The organism is Dongia sp. P2_B8, assembly GCF_056404715.1.
On record NZ_JBFUDM010000006.1, the window covers coordinates 188,871 to 214,433 of the forward strand.

Sequence of the window (25,563 nt, forward strand, 5' to 3'; positions counted from 1 at the left end):
GCTGGTCGCTTACGCGTGGCCGATATCACCCGAAAGTGCCGTAAGGTTGACGCCGAGCTTGCCGATGCAGCGTTCCCATTTTTCGTTGAGGTCGTCATCGAAGATCAGCTCTTCGTCGGCTGGCACATTGAGCCAGGCGTTGGCTTGCATCTCGGCATCCAATTGTCCCGGGCCCCAGCCGGCATAGCCTAGCGCCAGGACCGAGCGGCGTGGGCCGGCGCCAGCAGCGATGTCGCGGAGGATGTCGAGTGTCGCGGTGAGGCCGACTCCGCTGCCCACTTTCAAGGTGGCATCTTCCAGATAGTCGGCCGAGTGCAGCACGAAGCCACGGCCGGTTTCGACCGGTCCGCCGGAACGGATGCGGATATGTTCGGCATCCTGCACCGAGTCTATGCCAAGCTGGTGCAAAAGATCCGGAAAACTGAGCGCCCCCACCAAGCGGTTGAGAATCAGGCCCATGGCGCCGTCGCTGGTATGGGCGCACAAATAGATCACGGTCCGGGTAAAGCGGGCGTCGCGCATCTGCGGCATCGCGACGAGCAGTTGCCCCGTCATAAATCCCTGATGTAAAAGCCCTTTATTCATGGCACGCATCCGGTTTCGGCGGCAAAATGACGCGTGGCCGATGAAACAAGGACAGGGGCCAGCGCGTATCGTTCAAGGGTATAATCGGCAAGGAAAGTTGGCAAATAGTGAATCCTTTGGTCCGCATCACATCTTGGCGAGAAAATCCCGGCCGTCAGACGGTGGGCCGCCAGAATATTAGGCGTCGCTGGATCGGTCTGGCGGCATCGATTGTGCTGGTCGCCGCCCTGCCGCTGCCGACGAAGGCGGCCGATTCCGCCAGCACCGACCAGACCATGGTCAAGCTCGTCTCGGCCGTGACCGCCGTGGGCACGCTGAAGCAATTGCCGCTTGGCGTTGCCATGACCCTACAATCCGGTTGGAAGACCTACTGGCGGAGCCCCGGCGATGCGGGCTTTGCACCCACCGTCGATATTGCCGGATCGCAGAATGTGGCCAGCGCCGAGTTGGCCTTCCCGGTACCGCACCGCTTCGAGCTCTTTGGCCTGCAGACCTTCGGCTATGACGAAGAAGTGGTGTATCCGCTCACCGTGACGCCACAGGTGCCGGGACAGCCGATCAGCCTTCGCGCGCATCTCCGCTATCTGGTGTGCGAGCAGGTGTGCATTCCCTATGAACATGATCTGACACTCGATCTGCCGGCAGGGGCGGCCGAGGTCAGCCCTGATGCCGCCAGCATCAGCCGCTATCTGGCACTGGTGCCCGATGACGGCGCCCGCGCGCGCTTCACCCTGGGCGAGGTGCATGCCGCCAACAATGTGCTGCATGTGACGTTGCGCTCGAGCGGCACGGCCCTTGCCCGTCCAGATGCCATCATCGAGGGGCCGAATGGCCTCTATTTCAACAAGCCGCAAGTCAAGATGATCGACAATAGCTTCGGCGCCCAATTCACGATTCCGATCGACCCGGACCCCAACGGCCCGGATCCCGCCACCAGCGACCTCACCATCACCTTGTTCGATGGACAGCGCGCGCTGGAACAGCATGTCGTACCGGCCAAGTTCATCGCGAGCGGCGCCGCGAGCGTGATGGCCGCGGAAGGTGCGCAGCATTTGTGGCCGATGCTGCTGGTAGCCTTGCTCGGCGGCCTCATCCTCAACATCATGCCCTGCGTGCTGCCAGTGCTGATCCTGAAGCTGACCAATGTGCTGGAGCATGCTGGGGCGGCTCAGCGCACCGTGCGCCTCGGCTTCCTCGCCAGCGCCGGTGGCATCGTCTTTGCCTTTGCGGCATTGGCACTGATTCTGATCGGCATCCAGGCCAGTGGGCAGAGTATCGGTTGGGGTATCCAGTTCCAGCATCCGCTCTTCCTCGGCGCTCTTGCCTTGCTGTGCCTGGGCTTTGCCGCCAACGTCTGGGGCTGGTTCCAAATTCCGATACCGGCCGTGGCAGGCCCGCTCGGCAATCTCACCGACCGTCACGAAGTAAAGCAGCCCCTGCTGGGCGCCTTCCTTGGCGGCATTCTGGCAACCATTCTGGCAACACCCTGTTCGGCGCCGTTCGTGGGAACGGCCGTCGGGTTCGCACTGTCGCGCGGTCCGCTGGAGATCGCCATCATCTTCCTGACACTGGGTGTGGGCCTTGCACTCCCCTATCTCCTCGTGGCATTGGCGCCGCAATTGGTGACCTGGCTGCCGCGTCCTGGCCGCTGGATGCAGTGGCTGAAAACATTGCTGGGACTTTCCCTGGCCGCCACTGGCCTGTGGCTGGTCTTCATCCTGGTGCAGCAGACCGGACTCCTGGGGCAGACCGGCATCGCGGCTCTGTCACGAAAGTCCGACAATGTTGCGTGGCAGAAATTCGATGCCGACGCCATTCCCGGCCTCGTCGCCAAGGGCAAAGTCGTGTTCGTCGATGTGACCGCGGAATGGTGCCTGACCTGCAAGGCCAACAAGGAATTCGTCCTGACCCGCGAACCGGTCGCAACGGCCTTGGGCGGCACGGAGGCGATGGTCGCTGACTGGACGCAGCCGGACCCGGCCATCAGCGCCTATCTCGCCAGCTTTGGCCGATTCGGCATTCCGATGAACGTGGTCTATGGCCCGGGCGCACCGGGTGGCATCCTGTTGCCGGAATTGCTGTCCAGCGACACTGTCATGAATGCGTTGCAAACTGCCAAACAACCTCCCAAATAACCCCGTCGCGGCGAGTGACTTTGCCCGCTTGGCAAGGGGGCCAAGCCGGGCCTATATCTAAGCCCACCTGTATTTGCCCACCCTGGAGATTCCGGGGATTGATTAGGCGAAGATGACCCAGCGCAATGCGCTGGGTATCGGAACTCAAGGAAAGGATTCAGTCATGGCGATCAAAGTTGGCGACAAGATTCCCGCGGTCTCGGTGAAGACCATGGACAAGGACGGCATGCAGACCCTCTCCACCGACGACATCTTCAAGGGGAAGAAGGTCGTGCTCTTCGCGCTGCCGGGCGCCTTCACGCCGACCTGCTCCGCCAAGCATCTGCCGGGCTTTGTCAACCAGGCCGCCGCGTTGAAGGCGAAGGGTGTCGACACGATTGCGTGCCTTTCTGTCAACGATGCCTTCGTCATGGATGCCTGGGGCAAGGCGCAGAATGCCGGTGACAAGGTGCTGATGCTGGCCGATGGCAATGCCGATTTCTCGAAAGCTGTCGGTCTCACCATGGACGGCACCGGCTATGGCATGGGCCTGCGCGCCAGCCGCTATGCGATGGTGGTCGATGACGGCACCGTCAAGGCGCTGAACATCGAAGCGCCGGGCGCCTTCGAAGTGTCGAGCGCCGAAGCCGTCTTGAAGGCTCTCTAAGCTTATTCCTTGCCGAAAGCGGGGCGGTAGCCCAGGATTCCTTCCTGGGTTGCCGCCCTCTTTCTTTGTTCCGATGGAATCTCCATGAAGGCCGAGTCGCCGCTGCTTTCCGAACCGCCCCAGGATGAGGGCGAAACATCGGCTCTGGACATCCTGCGCCGCGTCTATGGCCATGAGAAATTCCGTGGCCAGCAGGCCGCGATCATCGATCATGTGGTTCGGGGCGGCGACGCACTGGTCCTGATGCCGACCGGTGGTGGTAAATCGGTCTGCTATCAGATCCCCGCCATGCTGCGCGACGGTGTCGGCATCGTGGTCTCACCCCTGATCGCCCTGATGCAGGATCAGGTTGCGGCCCTGCAGCAAATGGGTGTCGCGGCGGCCGTGCTCAATTCCAGCCTGACGCTCGACGAAATGCGCGAGGTTGAAGGGCAGCTGCGCAAGGGCGCCCTGCAACTCCTCTATGTGGCACCGGAACGGTTGCTGACACCCCGTTTCCTCGATCTGTTGCGCACGCTCAAAGTAGCCCTCTTTGCCATCGACGAGGCGCATTGCGTCTCGCAATGGGGACATGATTTCCGCCCGGAATATATCCAGCTATCCGTGCTGCACGAACAGTTCCCCAGCGTCCCGCGCATCGCGCTCACCGCCACCGCAGATCGCGAAACGCAGGCCGAAATCCGCACGCGCCTCGCCCTCGACGATGCCGAGATCTATCTCAATTCCTTCGACCGGCCGAACATCCGCTACCGCGTGGTCGAACGCACCGACGCCAAGCGGCAGTTGCTGACGATCCTGGAGCGCGACCATGTGGGGTCGGCCGGCATTGTCTATTGCCAGTCCAGGAAGAAAGTCGACGAGACCGCGGCCTGGCTGCGCGACCGCAAGATCCACGCCCTGCCCTACCATGCCGGCATGGATGCGGATGCGAGGCGCAAGAACCAGCAGCGTTTCCTGCGCGAAGACTCGGTCGTGATGGTGGCGACGGTTGCCTTTGGCATGGGTATCGACAAGCCGGACGTGCGCTTCGTCGCCCATCTCGACCTGCCCTCGACCATTGAGGCCTATTACCAGGAAACCGGCCGCGCCGGCCGCGACGGTGCCCCCGCCGACGCCTGGCTCGCCTTCGGTCTTTCAGACGTGGTGCTGTTGCGCCGGCGGATCGAAGAATCGGAACTCTCGGACGCCCGCAAGGTGGTAAGCCGCCGGAAGCTCGATGCGCTGCTATCCTTCTGCGAGGCGACCGCCTGCCGGCGCATGGCACTGCTGGCCTATCTCGGCGAACAATCGCAGCCCTGCGGCAATTGCGATATCTGCCTGGAGCCCGGCGAGACCTGGGATGCCAGCGTTGCGGCACAGAAGCTGCTGTCGGTCTGCTGGCGCACGGGTCAGCGCTTTGGCGTCGGCCATCTCATTGACGTGCTGCGCGGCGAGGCTACCGACAAGGTGACACGCTTCGGTCATGAACAGTTGCCGGTCTTCGGCATCGGCCGCGATATTGACGCCAATGCCTGGAAATCGCTGGCACGGCAGTTGGTCTCCCTGGGCTATCTCGTCGTGCAGAGCGACCAGTTCAACACGCTGGCGGTCAGCGAAACCGCGCGGCCCCTGCTGAAGGGCGAAGAGAAGCTGAATTTGCGCCGCGCCACCGTGAATTTGGGCGGCGGCAAGAAGCCGCGCCGCAACGGCACGGCAGAGGCGACCACCGCAGCAGCTCTCGCCCGTGCCGACGTCGCCCAGGATTTGTGGGATGCCCTGCGCGCACGGCGGCGCGACTTGGCTTCCGTCCAGAACCTGCCGCCCTATGTCATTTTCCATGACGCGACGCTCCTGGAGATCGCGCACCGCAAGCCGCAGACCTTGGAAGATTTCCTCGCTATCCCCGGCATCGGCGAACGCAAGATGAAACGCTACGGCGCCGATTTCCTCGAGGTGCTGGCCGCGTTCAGGTAGCCAAGTCCTTAACCAACTCACCTCCCCTCTTGAGGGGGAGGTCGCGCGAAGCGCGGGCGGGGGGTGTTCTTCGTGGTGAGATACCCCCTCCCCGACCCTCCACCTCAAGGGGGGAGGGGGGAAGAACTAAAATCCCACGTCTGCCGCCTTCTTCACCGTCACCACACATTTCCCGGCGTCGAAGCCATCCAGCAAGGTGTTGTGGTGCGCGATTATCTGGTCGCAGGTGAGCGCACCCCTGTCGCCAGTCATGTGGCCATCGCCCAGCAACGTCACATCGTAGCCCATCGTCACAGCACGGCGCGTCGTCGTGTCGACGCAATATTGGGTCATGCAGCCGCAGATAACGAGATGGGTGATGCCGCGCTTCTGGAGCTGTGCCTCCAGGTCGGTCTCGTAGAAGGAATCGCAGGCGGTCTTGTGCACCAGGGCTTCGCCCGGCAGCGGTGCGATCTCCGGCCTCAATTCCCAGCCGGGCTGGCCTTTTGCCAAGCGATGATCGCCCTGATCATTGTGCTGCACGATGATGACGGGCACGCCAGCCGCGCGAGCGCGTTTTTGCACGGCTTGCAGGCGTGCGACGACCTCATCGAGCGCCTTGTCGAGAACCGGCATCCGATCCGGCGTACCGGCACCGGCCAGGATTGCCTTTTGCACATCGATAATGAGCAAAGCAGTCGTCATCGCATCACCTCCCCTTGTCAGCGGCCAGTTATCAACGACCCGGAATAGCGGCCCTAGCCAGCGCATCGGCGCGTTCGTTTTCGACATGGCCAGCATGGCCCTTTACCCAGATCCAGTCGATCTTATGGTTCTTGAGAGCGGTGTCCAGGCGTTGCCATAGATCGACATTCTTGACGGGTTTTTTGTCGGAGGTCTTCCAGCCGGTACGCTTCCAATTGTGGATCCAAGTGGTGATTCCGTTCTTCACATATTGGCTGTCCGTGTGGAGGCGCACGTGAGTGGCGCTCTTCATCGCTTCGAGGGCTGCGATCGCCGCCATCAATTCCATGCGGTTGTTGGTGGTCGCAGCCTCGCCGCCGGAAAGTTCTTTCTCCACATCGCCATAGCGCAGGAGAGCGCCCCAGCCGCCGGGGCCGGGATTGCCACTGCAAGCACCGTCGGTAAAAACATCGACGATCTTAAGAGCCATTGCCGTGGTCATAGGCCGTACGCCGCGATAGTCTTCGCCTGCTGGTGGAAACGCAGTTTCTTCAGATATTCCAGCGGATCCTTCGGCTGTACGAACGCACCCGGCGGATGGTTGAGCCAGTCATAGAGCCGCGTCAGCAGAAAGCGCAGCGCGCCACCGCGGGCCAGCACCGGCAGTGCTGCCAATTCCTTGTCCGACAGCGAGCGCAATTTGGTGTAGCTGTCGATCATCGACTTCGCCTTGGTGATATTGAATTCGCCCTTGATCTCGAAGCACCACGCGTTGAGACAGATGGCGAGGTCGTAGGTCAGGAAATCGGTGCAGGCAAAATAGAAATCGATGAGGCCGGAGAGCCGGTCGCCGAGGAAGAAGACATTGTCCGGAAAAAGATCGGCATGGATGACGCCGACCTCAAGATCCTGCGGCCAATGAGCCTCGAGAAATTTGAGCTCGTCCTGGATGATCTCGGAGAGGCCCGGCGACACTTCATCGGCACGGTCCTTGGTGTTTGCAACCAACGTCCGCCAGCCACTGAGCGAGAGATTGTTCGGGCGCTTCAAGGCAAAATCACGGCCCTTGATATGGAACTCCGCCATGGCGGTGCCCAGCAATTGGCAATGGCGTTCCGTCGGACGGCGCGGCCACATGCCTTCGAGGAAACTGATGATGGCGGCTGGCCGGCCACAGAGTTCGTGCAACGACGCCCCGTCCTGCGCCTTGATCGGCGTGGGGCAGCTCAGCCCCTTGGCAGCGAGATGTTCCATCAGCCCCAGGAAGAAGGGCAGATCCTCGCGGTGCACGCGCTTTTCATAGAGGGTCAGGATGTAGCTGCCCTTGGTGGTGTGCATCAGGAAATTGGAGTTCTCGACACCCTCGGCAATGCCCTTGCAGGACACCACATCGCCAATGTCATAGGCTTTCACGAAGGCAGCAAGCTCGCCATCGGGCACTTCGGTATAGACAGCCATGGCGAGGATCCGGACAGGTTATGCGGTGAGGGCGCGCGGCAGCTTGAAATGGGTGGTTTCGGTGGTAACCGAGACCTCGTCGGTCACGATATCGAAGCGATCGCGCACGGCACCGATCACTTCCTGCACCAGGATCTCCGGTGCCGAAGCGCCGGCGGTGATGCCAACCGTCTTGATGCCGTCGAACCAGGCCCAGTCGATCTCCGAGGCCTTCTGCACCAGATAGGCGTTGGCACAGCCGGCGACCAGCGCCACTTCCACAAGGCGGCGCGAATTTGACGAATTGGGCGCGCCGATCACCAGCATCAGGTCGCATTTCTCGGCGATCGCCTTCACCGCCTGCTGGCGGTTGGTGGTGGCGTAGCAGATGTCTTCCTTGCGCGGCCCGTGGATATTGGGGAAACGGCGCTTGAGGACGGAAATGATGCCGATCGTGTCGTCGATCGAGAGCGTGGTCTGGGTAATATAGGCCAGCGCCAGCGGATTGCTGACGGTGATCTTCTCGGCATCCTCGGCGGTTTCCACCAACGACACCGCCCCTTCGGGCAATTGGCCGACGGTGCCGATGACTTCCGGATGACCCGCGTGACCGATGAGGATGATGTGCTGACCGGCGGCAAAATGGCCTTCGGCCTCGCGGTGCACTTTGGACACCAGCGGGCAGGTGGCATCGAGATACATGAGTTCGCGCCGCTCGGCCTCGGCCGGGATCGCCTTGGGCACGCCATGGGCGGAAAAGACCACCGGGAACTGGCCAGGAATCTCGTCCAGCTCTTCGACGAAGATGGCGCCCTTCTTCTCCAGCGCTTCAACCACATGGCGATTGTGGACGATTTCGTGGCGCACATATACCGGGGCGCCATAGCGTTCCAGCGCCCGCTCGACGATCTGAATGGCGCGGTCGACACCGGCGCAAAAACCACGCGGGGCGGCCAGATAGACAGTCAGGTTGCTCTTGCTCATCACGGCCTAATTTTGGTCGAAAACTCTTGCCTGGAATATAGGGTTTTCAGGCCCAGTGGCAAGTCAAAGGGGGTGGCAAGTCAAACGGGGTGGCAAGTCAAGCGGGGGCAATGCCAAAGGGATCAATTTGCCATCGTTTTTCCGCAAGTTGGGGGTGGATCGGGCAGATGGCCGCGCTTGTGGAAGCCGGGCCGCTCTACTAAAGTCAAAGAAGCGTTAACGTGGCCGGGGCAGCACCTGGGCCGAGTCCGCGGACGACCAGCTTCGACGAGCGCCTTTGGGGGGCCTGGAGATCATCATGACAAATCCGCAAATCGCGCAGAAATCGCCATTCAAGGTCGATGTCGAGGCGGGGAAATCCTATTTCTGGTGTGCCTGCGGACGCAGCCAGAAGCAGCCCTTTTGCGACGGCTCCCACAAGGGCAGCGAATTCAGCCCGGTCAAGTTCGACGCGACCGAGGCCAAGGCCGTCTTTTTCTGCGGCTGCAAACACACCCACAAATCGCCGCTGTGCGACGGTTCGCATTCGAAACTTTGAGTGCGGCTAAGGCGCGCGCGGAAAGGATTATGATGATCGGCATGACCAAAATCGGGCAGAACCTGCTCTGCGCGTTGGGTGCGGCCTTGCTGCTCTCGGGCTGCACCAATCCAATTGCGGAACAGTCCCGGCCCTGCCCGCCGGTCAAGGTCCTGCAGGATGCCGCCTACCTGACGCGCTTTGCCGGCGAGAGCGAAGATCTGGCCGACACCTCGTTCGAAGCTCGCATCGCCAGGTCGCAGTCGATGTGCACCTACGTCATCGATACCGATACGGGGCTAACCTCGATCCGCACGGAACTCAGCGTCGAGTTCGCAGCCTCCCGCGGACCGCAGAATGCCGACAGCGCCGCCAAGTTCAATTACTGGGTCCGCATCACCGGACCGGGTGGCACGCACATGCCGGGCGACCAGAGTCTTGATGTCGAAATCCCCTTCACCGCGGCCAAGGTGCAGGGCATCGCCCAGGATCAGGTCGAAATTCTGCTGCCCCTGCGCAAGGGCGAGAATGGCGAATTCTATCGCATCAATATCGGCCTGGTGGTGACTGAGAAAGAACTGGCCTTCAACCGGCGCAACCCGCAGTTCTAACCGAGTCGCCAGTCCATGACCGGGCCATGACCGGGCCATGACCGGGCAACGATCGGCGGCTGATCGGACAGCGGCTCCCGCCGCCACGCGTGCCGCGTCTGCACAAAAAAATGCCGCTTGACGGATAGTCGTGCGCCGGCCCATCTTGCGCGCGGCAAAACCCGTTATCGGGAGAGACCTCCCCCCAGCCAGAGTGACTGGGGGCAGGCGCCGAAGGAGCAACCGCCCCCGGAAACTCTCAGGCAAAAGGACCGATACGGGGAAAAACTCTGGAAAGCGGATGGCCTCACAGCTGGGCTTCATCCCACCGAAGGAGTAAACCGCCAGCTTGTTTGCGTGCCTTTTTATGGCACGCGGGTTGTCGGCCAATCTCTCAGGTCCCGAAGACAGAGGGGGGTCGCGCGGGTTTTCCCATGGAGGAATTCCCGGTCGCGGTCGCCATTCGTCGGAGGGTTTCTTTGTGAGTGCCACTGCCAGTACTTCGGGCCCCAATACTTCAGGCCAGGGCGCCGATGCGCCGCTCCTCGTCACACAATTGCATGATCTGCATGTCGAACTCGGTGCCAAGATGGTGCCGTTCGCAGGCTATGACATGCCTGTGCAATACCCGACCGGCATCCTGACCGAACATCTGCACACGCGCACGAGCGCTGGCCTGTTCGATGTCTCGCATATGGGCCAGATCCGCATCACAGGCGAGAATTTTGCCACCGCAGCAGCGGCGCTTGAGCGCCTGTGCCCGGCGGATTTCCAGGCCTTGCAACCGGGCCAGCAGCGCTACAGCTTCTTCACCGACAATGCTGCCGGCATCCTCGATGATCTGATGGTGACCCGCATGGGTCCAGGCGATGCCTCAGATCATCTGTTCATGGTCGTGAATGCCGGCTGCAAGGACGCCGACATCGCGCATTTGAAGGCCAAACTCAACCACCGCTGCGAGATCGAGGTATTGGCCGACCGGGCGCTGGTGGCGCTGCAAGGGCCTAAGGCCGCCGCCGTCTTTGCGCGCCTGGCGCCAGAGAGCGCCAAGCTCAAATTCATGAGCGGTGCCCGGCTGAAAGCCACCGGCTTCGACATCATCGCCACCCGATCGGGCTATACCGGCGAGGACGGGTTCGAGATCTCTGTCGCCAATGCAGACGCCGTGGCCTTGGTCAAAAAGCTGCTAGCGGATCCCGACGTGAAGCCGATCGGCCTTGGGGCCCGCGATTCGCTGCGCCTGGAAGCTGGCCTTTGTCTCTATGGCAACGACATCACCGAAAAGACCAATCCGGTCGAAGCCAACCTTGTCTGGGCCATGCAGAAGCGCCGTCGTGAAGAAGGCGGTTTCCCCGGTGCCGGCATCGTACAGCGGCAATTGGCGGCAGGCCCCGTGCGGAAGCGTGTCGGCATTCTGCCGGAGGGCAAGGCACCGGCGCGGGCGCATACCGAGATCACCGATTTCGGTGGCCGCGTGATCGGGGAGATCACGTCAGGTGGCTTTGGTCCAAGCCTCGGGGCGCCGGTCGCCATGGGCTATGTCGAAACGGCCCATGCCGCCATCGGCACCGAGATCAATCTTATGGTGCGCGGCAAGGCCTTGCCCGCCAAGATCGCCGCCATGCCTTTCGTACCCCATCGTTATCAGCGCTGACCGGCGATGGTCAGCTTCACCGGAGAACGGCGCGACGATCCGTCGAAGCGCCGCAAACAGACAGAGGAGAGTACCCCCATGAGCGGCATCCGCTTCAGCAAAGATCATGAATGGGTGAAGATCGACGGCGATGTCGCCACCATCGGCATCAGCCCCTATGCCCAGGACCAACTGGGCGATGTCGTGTTCGTCGACCTGCCGGCCATCGGCAAGAAGGTCGAGAAGGGCAAGGAGCTGGCGGTCGTCGAATCGGTGAAGGCAGCAAGCGAGGTCTATGCCCCGGTCAGCGGCGAAGTGGTCGACGTGAACGCGGCCCTGGGCGATGCGCCCGGCACGGTCAATGAAGACGCGCTCGGCAAAGGCTGGTTCGCCAAGGTGAAGATCGCCAACAAGGCTGAGCTCGACGGCCTGATGGACGAGGCCGCCTACAAAACCTTCTGCGCCAGTTTGAGCTGAGGGGGCTGCACTGACATGCGCTTTCTGCCGCTGACCGAGCCCGACCGCCGCGCAATGCTGGCGAAAGTCGGGGCACCCTCGGTCGAAAGTCTCTACAACGACGTGCCGAATGGGGCCTTGTTGAAGGCGCCGATCTCCGGCCTCTCCAACCATATGCCGGAAATGGAGGTCGAGCGTTTCATCGGCGCCATGGCCGTCAAGAATCTCGGCACCAATCAGGCGCCGAGTTTCCTCGGTGCCGGCGCCTATCGCCATCACATTCCGGCCGCGGTAGACCACCTCATCCAGCGCGGCGAATTCCTGACCTCCTACACGCCCTATCAGCCCGAGGTGGCGCAAGGGACCCTGCAATATCTGTTCGAGTTCCAGACACAAGTCGCCTTGCTTACCGGCATGGATGTGGCCAACGCCTCGATGTATGACGGTGCCACCGCCACCACCGAAGCTGTCGCCATGGCCAACCGTGTGACGCGGCGGAAGAAGGCCATCCTTTCCGGCGGCCTCCACCCGCATTACCGCGAGGTGGTGGAGACACATGGCCGCCATACCGGGTTTGAGACGGTCTCGGCGCCGTTGGATGCGACCGGCAAGGAAGACCTTGCCAAGCTGCTCGGTCCCGACGTCTCCTGCGTCGTCGTCCAAAACCCAAGTTTCTTCGGTCATATCCACGACCTCAAGGCACTGGCAGATGCCGTGCATGCGGCCGGTGCGCTGTTGATCGTTGCCGTTACGGAGGTGGTATCGCTCGGCCTCATCACGCCGCCCGGCGAGATGGGGGCGGATATCGTTACCGCAGAAGGCCAGTCGATCGGCAACCCGCTTGGTTTCGGCGGTCCCTATGTCGGCTTGTTCGCTGCGCGTGAAAAATTCCTGCGGCAGATGCCGGGTCGCCTCGCCGGCCAGACGGTCGATGTCGATGGGCGGCGCGGCTGGGTACTCACCCTTTCAACCCGTGAGCAGCATATCCGGCGCGAGAAGGCCACCAGCAACATCTGCACCAATTCCGGCCTCTGTGCCCTCGCCTTTACCATCCACATGACCCTGCTCGGCGAAGCTGGCCTGAATCAGTTGGCAGCGCTCAATCATGCGACCGCCAGCAATCTGGCCGATCGCCTCGCCACAATCCCCGGCGTGAAGCTGCTCAATGACAGCTTCTTCAACGAGTTCACCCTGGAACTGTCGAAACCGGCGATCGGCGTGGTCGAGGCTCTGGCCAAGAAGCGCATTCTGTGTGGCGTCCCCGTGGCGCGCCTGGTGCCGGGCAAGGAAGCTGAGAAACTGCTGCTCGTTGCCGCTACCGAACTGACCGCCGAGGCCGAGATGGCTGCCCTTGAAGCCGGCCTCAAAGAGGTGCTCGCATGACCAAGCTCAATCCACCGATCAACACCAGCGCCGGGACAATCTCCGGCAATCGCGGCCTGCAGATCGAAGAGCCCTTGATCTTCGAGATGGATGTGCCCGGCCGCTCAGGTGTTGATCTGCCTGATGTGCCCAAGCACAAGGAACGCCTGGCCGGCATGAAGCGGAAGGGTGCCGTGGGCTTGCCCGGCCTTGCCGAATCGCAGGTCGTGCGGCACTACACGAAGCTCAGCCAGAAGAATTACGCGATCGATATGTCGGTCTATCCGCTGGGATCGTGCACCATGAAGCACAATCCGCGCATCAACGAAAAGATCGCGCGGCTGCCGGGCATCGCCGATCTCCATCCGATGCAGCCGGTCTCGACCGTGCAGGGCGCCCTGGAACTCATCGACACGCTGGCACATTGGCTGAAAACCTTGACCGGCATGCCGGCCATCGCCATGTCACCGGCCGCCGGTGCCCATGGCGAGCTTTGCGGCATGCTGACCATTCGCGCAGCGCACCTCGCCAAGGGCGACGCGCGCAAGCGCATCCTGGTGCCGGAATCCGCCCATGGCACGAACCCTGCCACCGCTGCGTCGCTGGGTTACGAGGTCGATCCCGTGCCAGCCGATGAACGCGGCCGCGTCGATCTTGCCGCCTTCAAGGCGAAGCTCGGTCCCGATGTCGCCGGCACCATGATCACCAACCCCAACACCTGCGGCCTCTTTGAGAACGACATCATCGACATCGCCGATGCGATCCATGGCGCCGGCGGTTACTTCTATTGCGACGGCGCCAATTTCAACGCCATCGTCGGCCGCGTGCGGCCGGGCGATCTCGGCGTCGATGCGATGCATATCAACCTCCACAAGACCTTCTCGACGCCCCATGGCGGCGGTGGCCCGGGTTCGGGGCCGGTCGTGCTCTCGGCCGCTCTCGCGCCCTATGCACCACTGCCTTACGTCGTGCACGGCGCCAACGGTTTCGATCTCGTTGAGCATGATGATGGGAAAGCGTTCGGCCGGTTGAAAGGCTTCCACGGCCAGATGGGCATGTTCACGCGCGCCCTCTCTTACATCCTCAGCCACGGTGCCGACGGATTGCGCCAGGTGTCCGGCGATGCCGTGCTCAATGCCAATTACCTGCAGGCCTCACTGCGCAGCGACCTGTCGGCGGCCTTCCCCGGCACCTGCATGCATGAGGCGCTGTTCAACGACGACTTCCTGGAAGGCACCGGTGTCACCACGCTCGATTTCGCGAAAGCGATGATCGACGAGGGTTATCATCCGATGACCATGTACTTCCCGCTAGTCGTCCACGGCGCTTTGCTGATGGAACCCACCGAGACCGAAAGCAAGATCGGCCTCGATCGCTATATCGAGGTGGTGCAAGGACTGGCGCAACGCGCCAAGGCCGGCGATGCTGCCTATTTCCAAGGCGCCCCCTATCACACACCCCGCCGCCGGCTGGATGAAACGCTGGCCGCCCGGCAGCCAGTGCTGCGCTGGAAGCCTGAGGAAAATAAGAAGGCGGCTGAGTAAAACTTGTTCCTCTTCTCGCCTCCCCCCTTGAGGGGGAGGCCGCGCAAGGCGCGGGAGGGGGGTATGGTGCGTTTCAGTTTCGTTGCAGCGGAGTAGCGGATAGCTCCCCCCACCCGGACCCTCCCCTCAAGGGGGAGGGGTTCCTCCGAGAGAGCTATTCCGTACTTCGCGCACCACGACGATATTCCCTGGGTGAGACACCGAAGGCGTCGCGGAAGGCGCGGCTGAAATGGGCGGCGTCGCTGAAGCCGCGGTCGAAGGCGATTTCCGAGATCCGCGCATGTGGATGCGACAGCAGATCGTCGCGACAACGTTGCAGGCGCTGGCGCCAGATCCAGCGATCGACGGTGAGGCCGCCATCGTGGAACAGGCGGTGCAACTGCCGGGCCGAGATTCCCATGCTGGCAGCTATCCGGTCGGGGTCGAGATCTGGGTCATCGAGATTCCGCAGGATGAAATCCCGGATGCGCGCCCGCAACGCGCGGTGATAGGCGCTGTCTCCATCGCCATCCTGCGGCGCAATCGCCGCCGTGAGAAGATCGAGGGTCGCGCGCAGCACGGGCGTTGCGCGGGCTGGCGCCAGATCACGGCCTTCGCGCGCCAGGGCACGGAGATGAGTGGCAAACAATGCTCCCGGGCCACGCTGGCCACTGATCGGCCGCATGACCAGATCCGGGGCCATCGGCAGCATCTCGGCAACGAGATCCTGCGGCAGGAGGAGCGTGATCTTCTCCAGATCCTGCGGCAGGCCAAATTCAATCGGTCGGGTACTGTCCCAGAGCGTGAAGGAGCCTTGCTCCAATACCGTCTCGCGCCCGGCCTGTTTGAGGCTCTCGCGCCCGCGCAAGATATAAAGGATGCCGTAGACCGGATCCTGCAGCTGCGCGATCTCCGCTTTGCCGCGGCGGCCTTCGCAGGGATCGCAGGCACAGTGGACGATCTGCGACACACCCAGCGCCTGCTGGCGGAAGCGGGCGCGATAGGCACCTTCGCTGCGGCGCGGTAGGTCCCAGGGCAGATGCGTGGCACTCACCGCCTCGCGCCACCAATCATACTGGCGCGGTCCCGGCAGATGGGCGCTGGAATGGGTGGCGGCCGCATTGACCTGCATCGCTGGCACTCACCTTGTTGGCACGCTGGAGCAAGTTCTTCGGCAGTATCGGGCAAGACCCGGACACCACCAGCCTGCATAATTTCCCTCAGAATCCGGGACCAGTCAATTCAACGAGTCCCCGGACAATCTGGAGGAGACAATCCATGGCCGATAGCCAACCCGGCGCGACCGCGCCTGCTGACAGCAATCCTGCCGACATCATGTGCCAGACCGAGAAGATGGCCTGGATCCCCTTCACCGACGCCATTTCCTACAAGGTGCTGCGCTTCAGTGCCGAGACCGGTACCTGGACCGTACTGTTCAAATGCGACAAGGGATCAAGCTTCGCCCCGCATTTCCATTACGGCGCCGGCGAATATCTGATGCTGAAGGGTGTCATGGACTACCGCGCCGGCATCGCCAAGGCCGGCGACTATGGCTATGAGCCGCTCGGCGTCTATCACGAACGCACCGAATTTGTCGAAGACACGGTGCTGTGGTTCTCCAATCACGGACCGGTCGCTTTCGTCAATCCGGACAAGTCGATCCTGATGATGCTGGATTGGAAATTCTTCGCCGACGCCCAGGCAAAGCAGGCCCTCGCTGCCTGAGTCTGAGGCCGCCTGACCTTCATCATCGCGCGGGAGACGTTCATGACACCGACCAAGCCGCAATGGCTGTGGATGTATGAGGCTATGGTCAAGAGCCGCGCTTTCGAAGAGCGCATTGCGACCGCCTATTTCGAAGGCAAGTCGCCGGTCTTCAACATGGCCAACGGCCCGATCCCCGGTGAGATGCATCTCTCGAATGGTCAGGAGCCCTGCGCCGTCGGTGTCTGCGCGCATCTCGATGCCGATGATTTCGTGACGGCCACGCACCGGCCGCATCATATCGCCATCGCCAAGGGCGTCGATTTGGACGCCATGGCGGCGGAGATCTTCGGCAAGAAGACCGGCCTCAGCGGTGGCCGCGGTGGCCACATGCACATCTTCGACGTACGTGTGAATTTTTCCTGTTCGGGCATCATCGCGCAAGGGATGGGCCCGGCGGTGGGGGCTGCCACCGCCTTTAAACTGCGCAGCGAGAAACGCGTGGCTGTTTCCTTCATCGGTGAAGGTGCCGCCAACCAGGGCGCCTTCCACGAATCGCTCAATCTCGCTGCCGTCTGGCAGGTGCCGGTGGTGTTCGTGATCGAGGACAATGCCTGGGGCATTTCGGTCGCGAAGGCACAATCGACCGCGGTAGCGCACAACAACAGCCGTGCCGGCAGCTATGGCATGCCGGGGCACCGCATCGCCGGCAACGACCCTGGCGCCATCTTTGCGGCTGCGGGAGAAGCTATCACGCGGGCGCGGAATGGCGGTGGCCCCAGCTTGATCGAAATCGAGACCTCCCGCCTTGCCGGCCATTTCATCGGCGATGCCGAAGGATATCGCCCGGCTGGCGAGAAGGACGCGCTCCTCGCCCGCGATCCCATCCCGGCCCTGCGCAGCAGATTGCTGGCCGGGAAAATGATGAGCGAAGCAAATGACCTCGCCATCGTCGCCCGTGCCGAGGGTGCCGTCGAGCAAGCCATCGCCAAGGCCCGCGCAGCTCCTTTCCCCACGGCCGAAGAAGCCTATGGCCATGTTTTCGCCTGATCCGGAGTACAACGAATGACCGCGACAGCCACTGTCCTGCCCAACCGCACCAAGCGCAACCTCACCATCGCCAAGGCGATGGCCGAGGCGCTCGCCCAGGAAATGCGCCGCGATCCATCTGTCCTCGTGATGGGCGAAGACATCGCCGCTCTGGGTGGTGTCTTTGGCAATACCCGTGGCCTGCTGGAAGAATTCGGCCCGGCCCGTATCCGCGACACCCCGATTTCGGAAACCGCCTTCATCGGCGCCGCCGTCGGCATGGCAGCTGTCGGCATGCGGCCGGTCGTCGAACTGATGTTCGTCGATTTCTTCGGCGTGTGCATGGATGCGATCTATAATCTCGCCGCCAAGAATTGCTATTTCTCCGGCGGCCAGGCCGGCGTCCCCATGGTGCTGATGACATCGGTCGGCGGCGGTTATGGTGATGCCGGCCAGCACAGCCAGTGCCTCTATGGCACCTTTGCGCATCTCCCCGGCATGAAGGTGGTGGTGCCCAGCAACGCCTATGATGCCAAGGGACTGATGGTGAGTGCCATCCGCGACAACAACCCGGTCATCTTCATGTTCCACAAGGCGCTGCAGGGCATGGGCTGGCTGGGCACGGTGCAGGGCAGCATCAACGACGTGCCGGAGGACGCCTATACAGTACCGTTCGGCCAGGCCGCCATCGCGCGCGCCGGGGCGGATGTCACCCTGGTCGGACTGGGTGCCACCGTGCATCTGGCGCTCGATGCGGCCCTGGAACTGGCGGCGGCCGGCATCAATGCCGAAGTGGTGGATCTCCGCTCCCTGGTGCCGCTCGACCGCAGGACGGTGATCGCATCGGCTGCCAAGACTGGCCGTCTGCTGGTGATCGATGAGGACTATATGAGCTACGGCGTTTCCGGTGAGATCATCGCGTCGGTGGTGGAAACCGGCACGATGCTGAAGGCAGCACCCCGGCGCATCGCCTTTCCCGACATTCCGATCCCCTTCAGCCCGGCCATGGAACGACCGGCCCTGCCCAGCGCCGAAAAAATCGTCCGGGCGGTACATGCTATGATGAAAGGCGATGGCAGATGATCCCGGTCGTCATTCCGCCCGATCTCTGGGAAGGTGATGTCGAGGGTGCCGTGTCCGCCTGGCTGTTCGCTGAGGGCGATGCGGTACGCGAAGGTGACCTCATCGCCGAGGTGATGGTCGAGAAAACCAGCTATGACGTAACGGCACCCGCTGATGGTATGCTGCAGATCCGCATACCGGCGGAAACACCGTTCAAGCGCGGCGCCATCATTGCCGCGATCGGCTGAGGGCTGCGCCTATCTGGCAATTCGAGACGATATCCGACAGCGATATAGAAGGTGACGCAAGGCTGCTCGACCAGGTCAGTGCCGGCGCGCCTCCGCTGGCGCGGTTGTGGCGGACGGCAACTTGCCTCGCCGTACCGTCACGCATTGCCTCCCTCCCCGGTTTTGCGGAAGCTGCCGCCAGATCCGCGGCACGGGACTGGCCCGTCCATGTCCGAGCGACCGGCGGCGCGCCGGTGCCGCAATTTCCCGGCATGCTCAACCTGGCACTCGCCTATCGCCTGGGTGCCGAACAGCCCTGGTCGCTCGACGCCGGCTATCGCCACCTCGCACAGCTACTGACGGGAGCACTTGCACGCCTGGACCTTCAGGCGGAAATCGGCGAGGTCACCGATGCCTTCTGCCCCGGTCGCTATGATCTCAGCCTCATGGGCCGCAAGATCGCCGGCCTCGCGCAGCGCCGCCGCCGTGCCGCGGATGGCGGCCAGGCCATCCTCGCCCATGCCTGCCTGCTGGTGAATGGCGATCTCACCCAGCCCTTCTCCGCCCTCGCCGATTTCGAAGACTCGTTCATGCCAGCGCGGAAATGGCGGATCGGCGCTGCCACAACCCTGGCTGCACATCTGTCGTCGGATGACGTCCTGGCAGACGTGACCCGCACGATCCGCGACAGCTTGCGCGACGACGATTCCCCCGCTTACATCGCGGCAGCAGAAACAAACCGATGAGCTCCTCGCATGTCATCAACATCCGAACCGATCGCCGACGAAATCTCCTATGACGATTTCCGCAAGGTGGATGTGCGGGTCGGCACCATCGTCGCTGCCGAGCCATATCCGGAAGCGAGGCGCCCTGCCTACAAGCTCACCGTGGATTTTGGTGCCGAGATCGGGCAGAAGCGCTCCTCGGCGCAGATCACCAAGCACTACACGCTCGACGAGCTGGTTGGACGCCAGGTGGCCGCGGTGGTGAATTTCCCGAAGAAGCAGATCGGCAAATTCATGTCCGAGGTGCTGGTACTGGGATTTCCCGATGCGGACGGCGAAGTCGTGCTGATTTCACCGACTTTGCCGGTCCCCAACGGCGGACGGCTTTATTAGATTTAATAAGTATTTACTTTTCTAATATCCGGCGCGAGCATTCGATCCTGGCGCAAGGAGAGAAGCATGGCGTGGATCGATGTGGCGGCCGGCGACGAGCTGGCAGCGGCTGGCAAGATGGTCGTCCGGCATGAGGGCAGGCAGATCCTGCTGCTGCAGAACGCGGCCGGCATGTTCGCCTGCGTCAACCGCTGCCCCCATGAAGGCTATCCGCTGCGTGAAGGCACGCTGACAGGCGACGGCCAGGACTGCGTCCTCACCTGCAACTGGCACAATTGGAAATTCGATCTGGTAAGCGGCGAAACCCTGGTGGGTGGCGACAAGCTACGCCGCTTCCCTATTCGCCAGCAGGGCACACGGATCGAGATCGACATCGTTCCCGACAATGCCGAGGAGCGTCGCGGCGCCATACTGGCTGGGCTGGAACGCGCATTACACGACGATGATTCCCAACGCCAGGTTCGCGAAGTCGCGCGGCTGATCCAATTGGAATTGGACCCGCTGGATGCTATCCGGCACGGACTGGCCTGGGCCAGCGATCGGTTTGAATTCGGGACGACCCACGCCATTGGCGCGGCACCCGATTGGCTGTCCCTGGCATGGCAAGCCAGTCCCGAGGATCGCCTGATCGCCTATGGCGAAGTCTTGGGCCATCTGAGCGACGACGCTCGCGATCGCACCCGCTATCCTTTCGCGACGGGGCAAGTGGATTGGCATGAAGGGAAATTCTTCGATGCCATCGAAGCGCAGGATGAAGCGACAGCCATCAAGCTCATGCGCGGCGGCCTGGCACGGCCTTTGTCGACAGATAGCTGGCAGCGCACCCTGACCAAGGCAGCCTTGGCGCACTATGCAGATTTTGGGCATGCACTGATCTACAGCGTGAAGACGATTGATCTCATCGATATGCTGGGGCAGGTCGTCGCGGAACCGCTTCTGGCCATGCTGATACGCGGTTTCTGCTTTGCCCAGCGCGACGACCTGCTGCCGGAATTCCGGACCTATGCCGATCAGCTTGCGCGGTGGGGCAAGATCGATGATGGCGCCAGCACCCTGACAGCACAGGCCTTCCAGCGGGTCTCGGCGAAGACGGCGATGGCGACCACACGCAACTGGTCGGCCCAGGCCGGGCGGCAGGTGATCTGGCCGATCCTTCTGGAGGCTGCTGCCTGGCAATTGCTACACGCCGATGAGGACCATTTCCGGCGCGTCGATCTGCGCCTTGCCGACAGTGCGAACTGGCTCGATCTCACCCACGCACTTACCTTTGCCGATGCCGGCGAAGCAACAGCGTCCCTGTCACCGGAATTGTGGCCAGCAATCCTGCTGCAACTTGCCTGCTTCATTGGCCGCAACAGCGGTTTCGTCGATGTGACGGCCGACACAGAATCGTTCACGGTCCAGGATGCCGCCGCTTTCTGGACAACCGCACGCGCGGGCCTGCTCGATCATGGCAGAGGCCGCTTCATCATTTCGGCACATCTGACCAAGACCTTACTGGCAGCGGAACGTCTGGCTGGGAAGCACCCAGCCCTGGCGCCATTGCTCGCGGCCGCACTCAACCGCTTCCTGCAGGCACCGCTCAAGGAGCGCAATATCCGCCGCAACGCCCGGCAGATGCTGGATTTGGTCGCCCAGGAATAGGTTCACGCCATAATCATGAGGGAGTGACGCGGCGCACTGGACGGTCTTCCGCACCACACCTATCTTCACGGGCAGGGACAACTTCCTGGTCATAAATCCATGCCCTTCGATCCTGCCGTCCTGGCCTTGCTGGCCGGGCCTGTCGCCATCTCTATCGCCGGTCGTGATGCCGCATTGCGGCCGAGCGTCGCCCACGCCTATGGCTGCCGCGTCGTGGCAGACGGTGAGGCGCTGCGCCTCTTCGTCTTGCGCGATGAAGCCCGCCAGGTGCTGGCAGACATTGCCGGCAATGGCGAAGTGGCCACCGTCTACAGCAACGTCCGCAGCTTTCGCTCGCTGCAGATCAAGGGCCATGACGCACGCATTGTGGAGTTCGACGAAGCCGATGCCGTTGAGCGCACCGCGCATTACCGCATCATCTCCGATGAATTGCTGGCCCTCGGCTATCCCAATCCCCTGGCCCACGGCTATTTCAGCATACCGTCGCGCGCCGATTTCGTGACTGTGACCTTCACGCCGCACGAGATCTTTCAGCAGACACCAGGACCAGGTGCCGGTGCCAAGCTGCCAGAAAACGCACAGGCTGGGAACACGCCGGCTGGGAGCGCCCAATGACAGCCATCGCCCTCACCAACCTGCGTGCCAGCCTTGAAGGCGCGATACCGTCGGAGATCGCCACCTGCGATGCCCAAGGGGTGCCCAACGTCAGCGTCATTTCTGACGTTCATTATGTCGACGCCGATCATGTCGCCATCTCCTACCAGTTCTTCAGCAAGACGCGCGCCAACATCCTTGCCAACCCCTTTGCCACGGTGCTGCTGAAGCACCCGGAGACCTGTGCCCAGTACCGGCTGCGCCTCCAATATCTGCGCACCGAATTGGAGGGGCCGCTGTTCGAGACCATGCGCGCGAAACTTGCCGGTATCGCCTCCCATGAAGGCATGTCCGGCATCTTCCGGCTGCTGGGTGCTGACATCTATTTTGTGAACGGTGCCGAAATCGTGCGTGGCGACGTGCTGCCGCTGCCGCCGCAGCCAGTGCCATTGCTCACCGCACTCCGCAACACGCTGCCGCGTCTCAGCGCCTGCCGAGATCTTGACAGCCTGGTGGCGACCTTGCTCAGCAACCTTGGTACTGAGTTCCGCCTACCCCATGTCATGCTGCTGATGGCCGACACGGCCTGTGACCGTCTCTATACCGTGGCAAGCCAGGGCTATCCGGAATCCGGCGTCGGTGCCGAGATCCTGCCCGGGCAAGGCGTCATCGGCGTGGCGGCGCGCGAACGCACGCCCATCCGCATCACCCATGCGACGCGCGAATATCTTTATGGCCGCGCGATCCGCGATGCGCTGCGGGCCAGCCCCATGGCATCGCAGCTGGAAACCGAAATTCCCCTGCCTGGCCTGCCCGACAGCGGCAGCCAGATCGCCGTCCCGATCCTTGATGACAAGGAACTTCTGGGGGTGATCTATGCCGAAAGCCCGGAGGCCGGGCGCTTCGGCTATGACGAGGAAGATACGCTGATGATCCTCGGTACCGCGGTGGCGGCGGTGATCCGGCAACTGCCGGCCGACAGCGAAGAGCTGCCGGCACCAGCGAGCGTCAAGACTCTACCGGAAACAGGGGCGCCCCTCACCATCCGCCATTATCCGGCCGATGACAGCGTCTTCATCGACGATGAATATGTCATCAAGGGCGTTGCTGGCGCCATCCTGTGGTTCCTGCTCGGCGAGCATGCGCGCAGTGGTCGCTGCGAATTCAGCAACAAGGAACTCCGCCTGTCGCCGCAGATCCGCCTGCCGGCATTCTCGGAAAATCTGGAAGCGCGCCTCATTCTGCTGCGGCGGCGCCTTGCCGAGCGCCACAAACATCTGGCACTCGACAAGGCTGGCCGCGGCCGCTTCCGCCTCAACCTCAGCCGTCCCGTGCGATTGGTCGAAGCGGAGGGCTGACGGCCTCACATCAAGCGAGGTCCAACGCCAGGGTCGCACGCTCCTGTTCCGTGAGATGCGGCTTCACCATCTCGAGTACCGCACCGAACAGTTCCGGCGGCATGCCGGCCTGCATGCCCGTCATCATCAGCGCGCGCTGCTGGCGGGTGACGTTCGGCAGGATCCAACGCAACCAGGTCATCATGCGTTCCGGCTTGATATGGGCGTGAATCTGGTGCTCGATCGCCAGAATGTCGGCATCCGAATAATGCGCCCAGAGCAGGTCGGTGTTGGTGCTCTCCTCGATCTCCATATGTTCGAAATTTTCAGCGACGAAGATGGCCAGCAGGCGGTAGAGCACCTTAAGCGCCCGCTCACGAGCGGGGCCTGCCACCTCCCGCGCTTCAGCAAGACGCGCTTGCAGGTCGCCGATCGTCTTCACATGATGCGCATGGTCGCTGGCACAGCGCTGTGCCGACCCCGGCTGGACTTTTTCCATTGCCGTGTGCAGGAAGTTGTTCTCGTGATCCAGATGTTCAGCACACATCTGCAGCAGCTCGGCAACGGCTGCCAAGGCGCTGTCGGGTGCTGCAAGATCAACGCGGCCAAGGCTCACAAGCGCCTCGCTCATCGCAGCGCGCAGGCCCTTATGGACCAGGTGATAGATCTCGCGGCGTTGCGTCTCAGCCTGCGGCGCCGTGTCGTTGGCAACCGCCATGTTGGCGATGAAGTGCCGCGATGGCACGGCCGCTGCGACCGGGCGCGGCTGATAGGGCGGCACATTGGGGAAATTCTTGGCATCGGCAGCGGAACGGCTGGGCATGTCATTGTCCTTGCGTGGTTGCGGGGACCGCATCTCGTGGCATGCGGTCGTGACGCGAACATGCCGCCGCCAAGGCGCGGACACATGCTAATTTCCCGCTAGCGGAATCGTAACTTTTCCCTAAATGCCCGATTCAGCGTGATGCGCATCACTATCGCCGCCAAAGCGGCAACTGCAATCGCCGCTAAAGCGGTAGGCGCAGCACGGCCCGCAGGCCACCGCCAGGTGCCTCCGACAGCACCAGATCGCCGCCATGGCCGCGGATGATGTCGCGGGCGATGGTGAGGCCAAGGCCCGTGCCGCCGGTTTCCTGGTTGCGCGATTGCTCCAGGCGGAAGAACGGCTTGAACACATCCTCGCGGCTGTCGGCCGGGATGCCCGGTCCGTCATCGTCGACCATCACTTCGACATGGCGCGGCCGCAGTGCCATGGTGACGCCAATGGTACCCGCGTAGCGATGCGCATTGCCGATGACATTGTCGAGGGCACGGCGGAAGGCATCGCGCCGCAAAGGCACCACGACGCTGCGATCGGGCAGGGTGAGAGCAATCTGCGCGCCCTGCCGCCTGGCGCCACCGGCGACATCGGCCACCACTTCAGCGAGGTTGGTGGGTGTCGGCTGCTCCATGCCCTCGCCGCGCGCGAAGGCGAGATAGGCGCCGATCATGCGCTCCATGTCAGCGACGTCCTTCTTGAGGTCGCCGATATCGCCACCGTCGCCCATCATGGCGAGCTGCAGCTTCATGCGCGTCAAGGGCGTGCGCAGGTCATGGCTGACACCGGCCAGCATTTCCGTCCGCTGCACGATCTGGCGGCGGATGCGGTTGCGCATCTGGTTGAACGCCTGCCCGGCCAGCGCCACTTCGGTGGCACCCTCGATGCGGAAATCCTCGACCTCGCGCCCCTTGCCGAAATCGTCGGCGGCTTGCGCCAGGCGCTTGATCGGCTTCACCTGGTTGCGCATGAACAGGGTAGCGACCGCCAGCAAGGCCAGCGACGTGCCAACCATCCACAGCAGGAACACATAGGTCGTGGAACTAAAGAGGCGTCGCCGCAGGACAACGACATGGAGTACACCGTCGGCCAGCTGCACATGGATCTCGATGTATTTTTCCAGGCTCCGGCTATCGATGATGAAGGGCCGCTGCACCAGATCCTCGAGCGCCCTGGCAAGCTGCCGGTCGACAAGATTTTGACGCATGATGGTGGGATCGTTGGGCAGGATCTCGCCCGGCTTGAACACCAGGGTCAAACCCATGTCGTTCTTTGCCGTCTCGAACAAGGTGTTGATCGCCACTTCACTGTCCGAAGGCGCCGTCCCGCTGCGCGGCATCAACCGCGTCACCGCACCGATTTCACCCGCCACCGATTGCGCCAGGCGCTTGGTGACCGTGTTCCAATGGCTGTCGTAGAACACCCAGGCGGAAATGACCTGCAACAGCACAATGGGCGTCACGATAATAAGGATCGACCGGCCTAACAGCGACCGCGGCAGCATGCGCTCGATCGCCACCAGCCATTCCTGTAACAGCACTTTCATG

At 62.6% G+C, this 25,563-nt stretch carries 26 protein-coding genes and 2 riboswitches; of the genes, 18 read left to right on the forward strand and 8 right to left on the reverse strand.

The genetic code is table 11. From position 1 onward, the window contains the following. Positions 1 to 9 precede the first annotated feature (9 nt). Complete coding sequence (locus AC1DWZ_RS17640; RefSeq protein ID WP_477170240.1) at positions 10 to 585, reverse strand: YqgE/AlgH family protein; 576 nt, start codon at positions 583 to 585, stop codon at positions 10 to 12. A 107-nt stretch (positions 586 to 692) separates the two neighbouring features. Here AC1DWZ_RS17640 and AC1DWZ_RS17645 point away from each other — a divergent pair, with 107 nt between their 5' ends. From AC1DWZ_RS17645 to recQ, 3 genes are all read left to right on the forward strand, one after another. Continuing rightward, complete coding sequence (locus tag AC1DWZ_RS17645) at positions 693 to 2,720, forward strand: protein-disulfide reductase DsbD family protein (protein ID WP_477170241.1); 2,028 nt, start codon at positions 693 to 695, stop codon at positions 2,718 to 2,720. 163 nt (positions 2,721 to 2,883) lie between these two features. Continuing rightward, entirely contained in the window at positions 2,884 to 3,366 is a 483-nt protein-coding gene (locus tag AC1DWZ_RS17650) for a redoxin family protein (RefSeq protein WP_477170242.1), read from the forward strand. 84 nt (positions 3,367 to 3,450) lie between these two features. Continuing rightward, positions 3,451 to 5,319 (forward strand): DNA helicase RecQ, encoded by a 1,869-nt coding sequence (gene recQ / locus AC1DWZ_RS17655; RefSeq protein WP_477170243.1) that lies wholly within the window; start codon positions 3,451 to 3,453, stop codon positions 5,317 to 5,319. Positions 5,320 to 5,445: 126 nt separating this feature from the next. Here the strand turns inward: recQ and AC1DWZ_RS17660 are convergent, their stop codons facing one another. Genes AC1DWZ_RS17660 through ispH form a run of 4 tightly spaced genes read right to left on the reverse strand, consistent with a single transcriptional unit; the run spans position 5,446 to position 8,403 of the window. After that, on the reverse strand, positions 5,446 to 6,003 hold the full coding sequence (locus tag AC1DWZ_RS17660; protein WP_477170244.1) for a cysteine hydrolase family protein: 558 nt from the start codon (positions 6,001 to 6,003) through the stop codon (positions 5,446 to 5,448). Positions 6,004 to 6,034: 31 nt separating this feature from the next. Further along, positions 6,035 to 6,484 carry a ribonuclease HI gene (rnhA, locus tag AC1DWZ_RS17665; RefSeq protein ID WP_477170245.1) on the reverse strand — a complete coding sequence of 150 codons (450 nt, stop codon included), beginning with the start codon at positions 6,482 to 6,484 and terminating at the stop codon, positions 6,035 to 6,037. Continuing rightward, on the reverse strand, positions 6,481 to 7,440 hold the full coding sequence (locus AC1DWZ_RS17670; RefSeq protein ID WP_477170246.1) for a homoserine kinase: 960 nt from the start codon (positions 7,438 to 7,440) through the stop codon (positions 6,481 to 6,483). The genes rnhA and AC1DWZ_RS17670 overlap by 4 nt, the downstream gene beginning before the upstream one ends. Positions 7,441 to 7,458: 18 nt before the next feature. Next, positions 7,459 to 8,403, reverse strand: a complete 945-nt coding sequence (ispH, locus tag AC1DWZ_RS17675; RefSeq protein WP_477170247.1) for a 4-hydroxy-3-methylbut-2-enyl diphosphate reductase — start codon at positions 8,401 to 8,403, stop codon at positions 7,459 to 7,461. A gap of 298 nt (positions 8,404 to 8,701) precedes the next feature. Here ispH and AC1DWZ_RS17680 point away from each other — a divergent pair, with 298 nt between their 5' ends. The 6 genes from AC1DWZ_RS17680 (at position 8,702) to gcvPB (ending at position 14,505) form a co-directional block, all read left to right on the forward strand. Continuing rightward, the gene (locus AC1DWZ_RS17680) at positions 8,702 to 8,941 is read left to right on the forward strand and encodes a CDGSH iron-sulfur domain-containing protein (protein ID WP_477170248.1); all 240 of its coding nucleotides are present in this window, start codon (positions 8,702 to 8,704) and stop codon (positions 8,939 to 8,941) included. Positions 8,942 to 8,982: 41 nt separating this feature from the next. Further along, entirely contained in the window at positions 8,983 to 9,531 is a 549-nt protein-coding gene (locus AC1DWZ_RS17685) for a hypothetical protein (RefSeq protein WP_477170249.1), read from the forward strand. A 158-nt stretch (positions 9,532 to 9,689) separates the two neighbouring features. Next, a riboswitch (glycine riboswitch) is annotated at positions 9,690 to 9,795 on the forward strand. 3 nt (positions 9,796 to 9,798) lie between these two features. Then, positions 9,799 to 9,923: riboswitch (glycine riboswitch) on the forward strand. 68 nt (positions 9,924 to 9,991) lie between these two features. Continuing rightward, a complete protein-coding gene (gcvT, locus tag AC1DWZ_RS17690; RefSeq protein ID WP_477170250.1) occupies positions 9,992 to 11,164 on the forward strand; it encodes a glycine cleavage system aminomethyltransferase GcvT in 1,173 nt (390 codons plus the stop codon). 78 nt (positions 11,165 to 11,242) lie between these two features. Next, entirely contained in the window at positions 11,243 to 11,620 is a 378-nt protein-coding gene (gene gcvH, locus AC1DWZ_RS17695; RefSeq protein ID WP_477170251.1) for a glycine cleavage system protein GcvH, read from the forward strand. A 15-nt stretch (positions 11,621 to 11,635) separates the two neighbouring features. Further along, a complete protein-coding gene (gene gcvPA, locus AC1DWZ_RS17700) occupies positions 11,636 to 12,982 on the forward strand; it encodes an aminomethyl-transferring glycine dehydrogenase subunit GcvPA (protein ID WP_477170252.1) in 1,347 nt (448 codons plus the stop codon). Next, on the forward strand, positions 12,979 to 14,505 hold the full coding sequence (gene gcvPB, locus AC1DWZ_RS17705; RefSeq protein ID WP_477170253.1) for an aminomethyl-transferring glycine dehydrogenase subunit GcvPB: 1,527 nt from the start codon (positions 12,979 to 12,981) through the stop codon (positions 14,503 to 14,505). Before gcvPA ends, gcvPB begins: the two co-directional genes overlap by 4 nt. Positions 14,506 to 14,659: 154 nt before the next feature. Here gcvPB and AC1DWZ_RS17710 read toward each other — a convergent pair whose 3' ends face one another. Beyond that, the gene (locus AC1DWZ_RS17710; RefSeq protein WP_477170254.1) at positions 14,660 to 15,616 is read right to left on the reverse strand and encodes an AraC-like ligand-binding domain-containing protein; all 957 of its coding nucleotides are present in this window, start codon (positions 15,614 to 15,616) and stop codon (positions 14,660 to 14,662) included. Between the two features lie 146 nt (positions 15,617 to 15,762). Here AC1DWZ_RS17710 and AC1DWZ_RS17715 point away from each other — a divergent pair, with 146 nt between their 5' ends. The 9 genes from AC1DWZ_RS17715 (at position 15,763) to AC1DWZ_RS17755 (ending at position 23,220) form a co-directional block, all read left to right on the forward strand. Next, a complete protein-coding gene (locus AC1DWZ_RS17715; protein ID WP_477170255.1) occupies positions 15,763 to 16,209 on the forward strand; it encodes a 2,4'-dihydroxyacetophenone dioxygenase family protein in 447 nt (148 codons plus the stop codon). 42 nt (positions 16,210 to 16,251) lie between these two features. Next, complete coding sequence (locus tag AC1DWZ_RS17720; RefSeq protein ID WP_477170256.1) at positions 16,252 to 17,238, forward strand: thiamine pyrophosphate-dependent dehydrogenase E1 component subunit alpha; 987 nt, start codon at positions 16,252 to 16,254, stop codon at positions 17,236 to 17,238. Between the two features lie 15 nt (positions 17,239 to 17,253). Continuing rightward, the gene (locus AC1DWZ_RS17725; protein WP_477170257.1) at positions 17,254 to 18,300 is read left to right on the forward strand and encodes an alpha-ketoacid dehydrogenase subunit beta; all 1,047 of its coding nucleotides are present in this window, start codon (positions 17,254 to 17,256) and stop codon (positions 18,298 to 18,300) included. Beyond that, positions 18,297 to 18,527, forward strand: a complete 231-nt coding sequence (locus AC1DWZ_RS17730; protein WP_477170258.1) for a lipoyl domain-containing protein — start codon at positions 18,297 to 18,299, stop codon at positions 18,525 to 18,527. The genes AC1DWZ_RS17725 and AC1DWZ_RS17730 overlap by 4 nt, the downstream gene beginning before the upstream one ends. A gap of 62 nt (positions 18,528 to 18,589) precedes the next feature. Then, positions 18,590 to 19,252 (forward strand): lipoate--protein ligase family protein, encoded by a 663-nt coding sequence (locus tag AC1DWZ_RS17735; RefSeq protein WP_477170415.1) that lies wholly within the window; start codon positions 18,590 to 18,592, stop codon positions 19,250 to 19,252. Between the two features lie 9 nt (positions 19,253 to 19,261). Further along, positions 19,262 to 19,624, forward strand: a complete 363-nt coding sequence (locus AC1DWZ_RS17740; RefSeq protein ID WP_477170259.1) for a tRNA-binding protein — start codon at positions 19,262 to 19,264, stop codon at positions 19,622 to 19,624. A gap of 66 nt (positions 19,625 to 19,690) precedes the next feature. Further along, positions 19,691 to 21,268 (forward strand): Rieske (2Fe-2S) protein, encoded by a 1,578-nt coding sequence (locus AC1DWZ_RS17745; RefSeq protein ID WP_477170260.1) that lies wholly within the window; start codon positions 19,691 to 19,693, stop codon positions 21,266 to 21,268. Positions 21,269 to 21,367: 99 nt separating this feature from the next. After that, positions 21,368 to 21,883, forward strand: a complete 516-nt coding sequence (locus AC1DWZ_RS17750; RefSeq protein WP_477170261.1) for a hypothetical protein — start codon at positions 21,368 to 21,370, stop codon at positions 21,881 to 21,883. Next, the gene (locus AC1DWZ_RS17755) at positions 21,880 to 23,220 is read left to right on the forward strand and encodes a GAF domain-containing protein (RefSeq protein ID WP_477170262.1); all 1,341 of its coding nucleotides are present in this window, start codon (positions 21,880 to 21,882) and stop codon (positions 23,218 to 23,220) included. The genes AC1DWZ_RS17750 and AC1DWZ_RS17755 overlap by 4 nt, the downstream gene beginning before the upstream one ends. A gap of 10 nt (positions 23,221 to 23,230) precedes the next feature. Here AC1DWZ_RS17755 and AC1DWZ_RS17760 read toward each other — a convergent pair whose 3' ends face one another. Together AC1DWZ_RS17760 and AC1DWZ_RS17765 are read right to left on the reverse strand one after the other, a co-directional pair. Next, the gene (locus AC1DWZ_RS17760) at positions 23,231 to 24,022 is read right to left on the reverse strand and encodes a hemerythrin domain-containing protein (protein ID WP_477170263.1); all 792 of its coding nucleotides are present in this window, start codon (positions 24,020 to 24,022) and stop codon (positions 23,231 to 23,233) included. A gap of 184 nt (positions 24,023 to 24,206) precedes the next feature. Beyond that, positions 24,207 to 25,562, reverse strand: a complete 1,356-nt coding sequence (locus AC1DWZ_RS17765; RefSeq protein ID WP_477170264.1) for an ATP-binding protein — start codon at positions 25,560 to 25,562, stop codon at positions 24,207 to 24,209. Position 25,563: the final 1 nt, after the last annotated feature.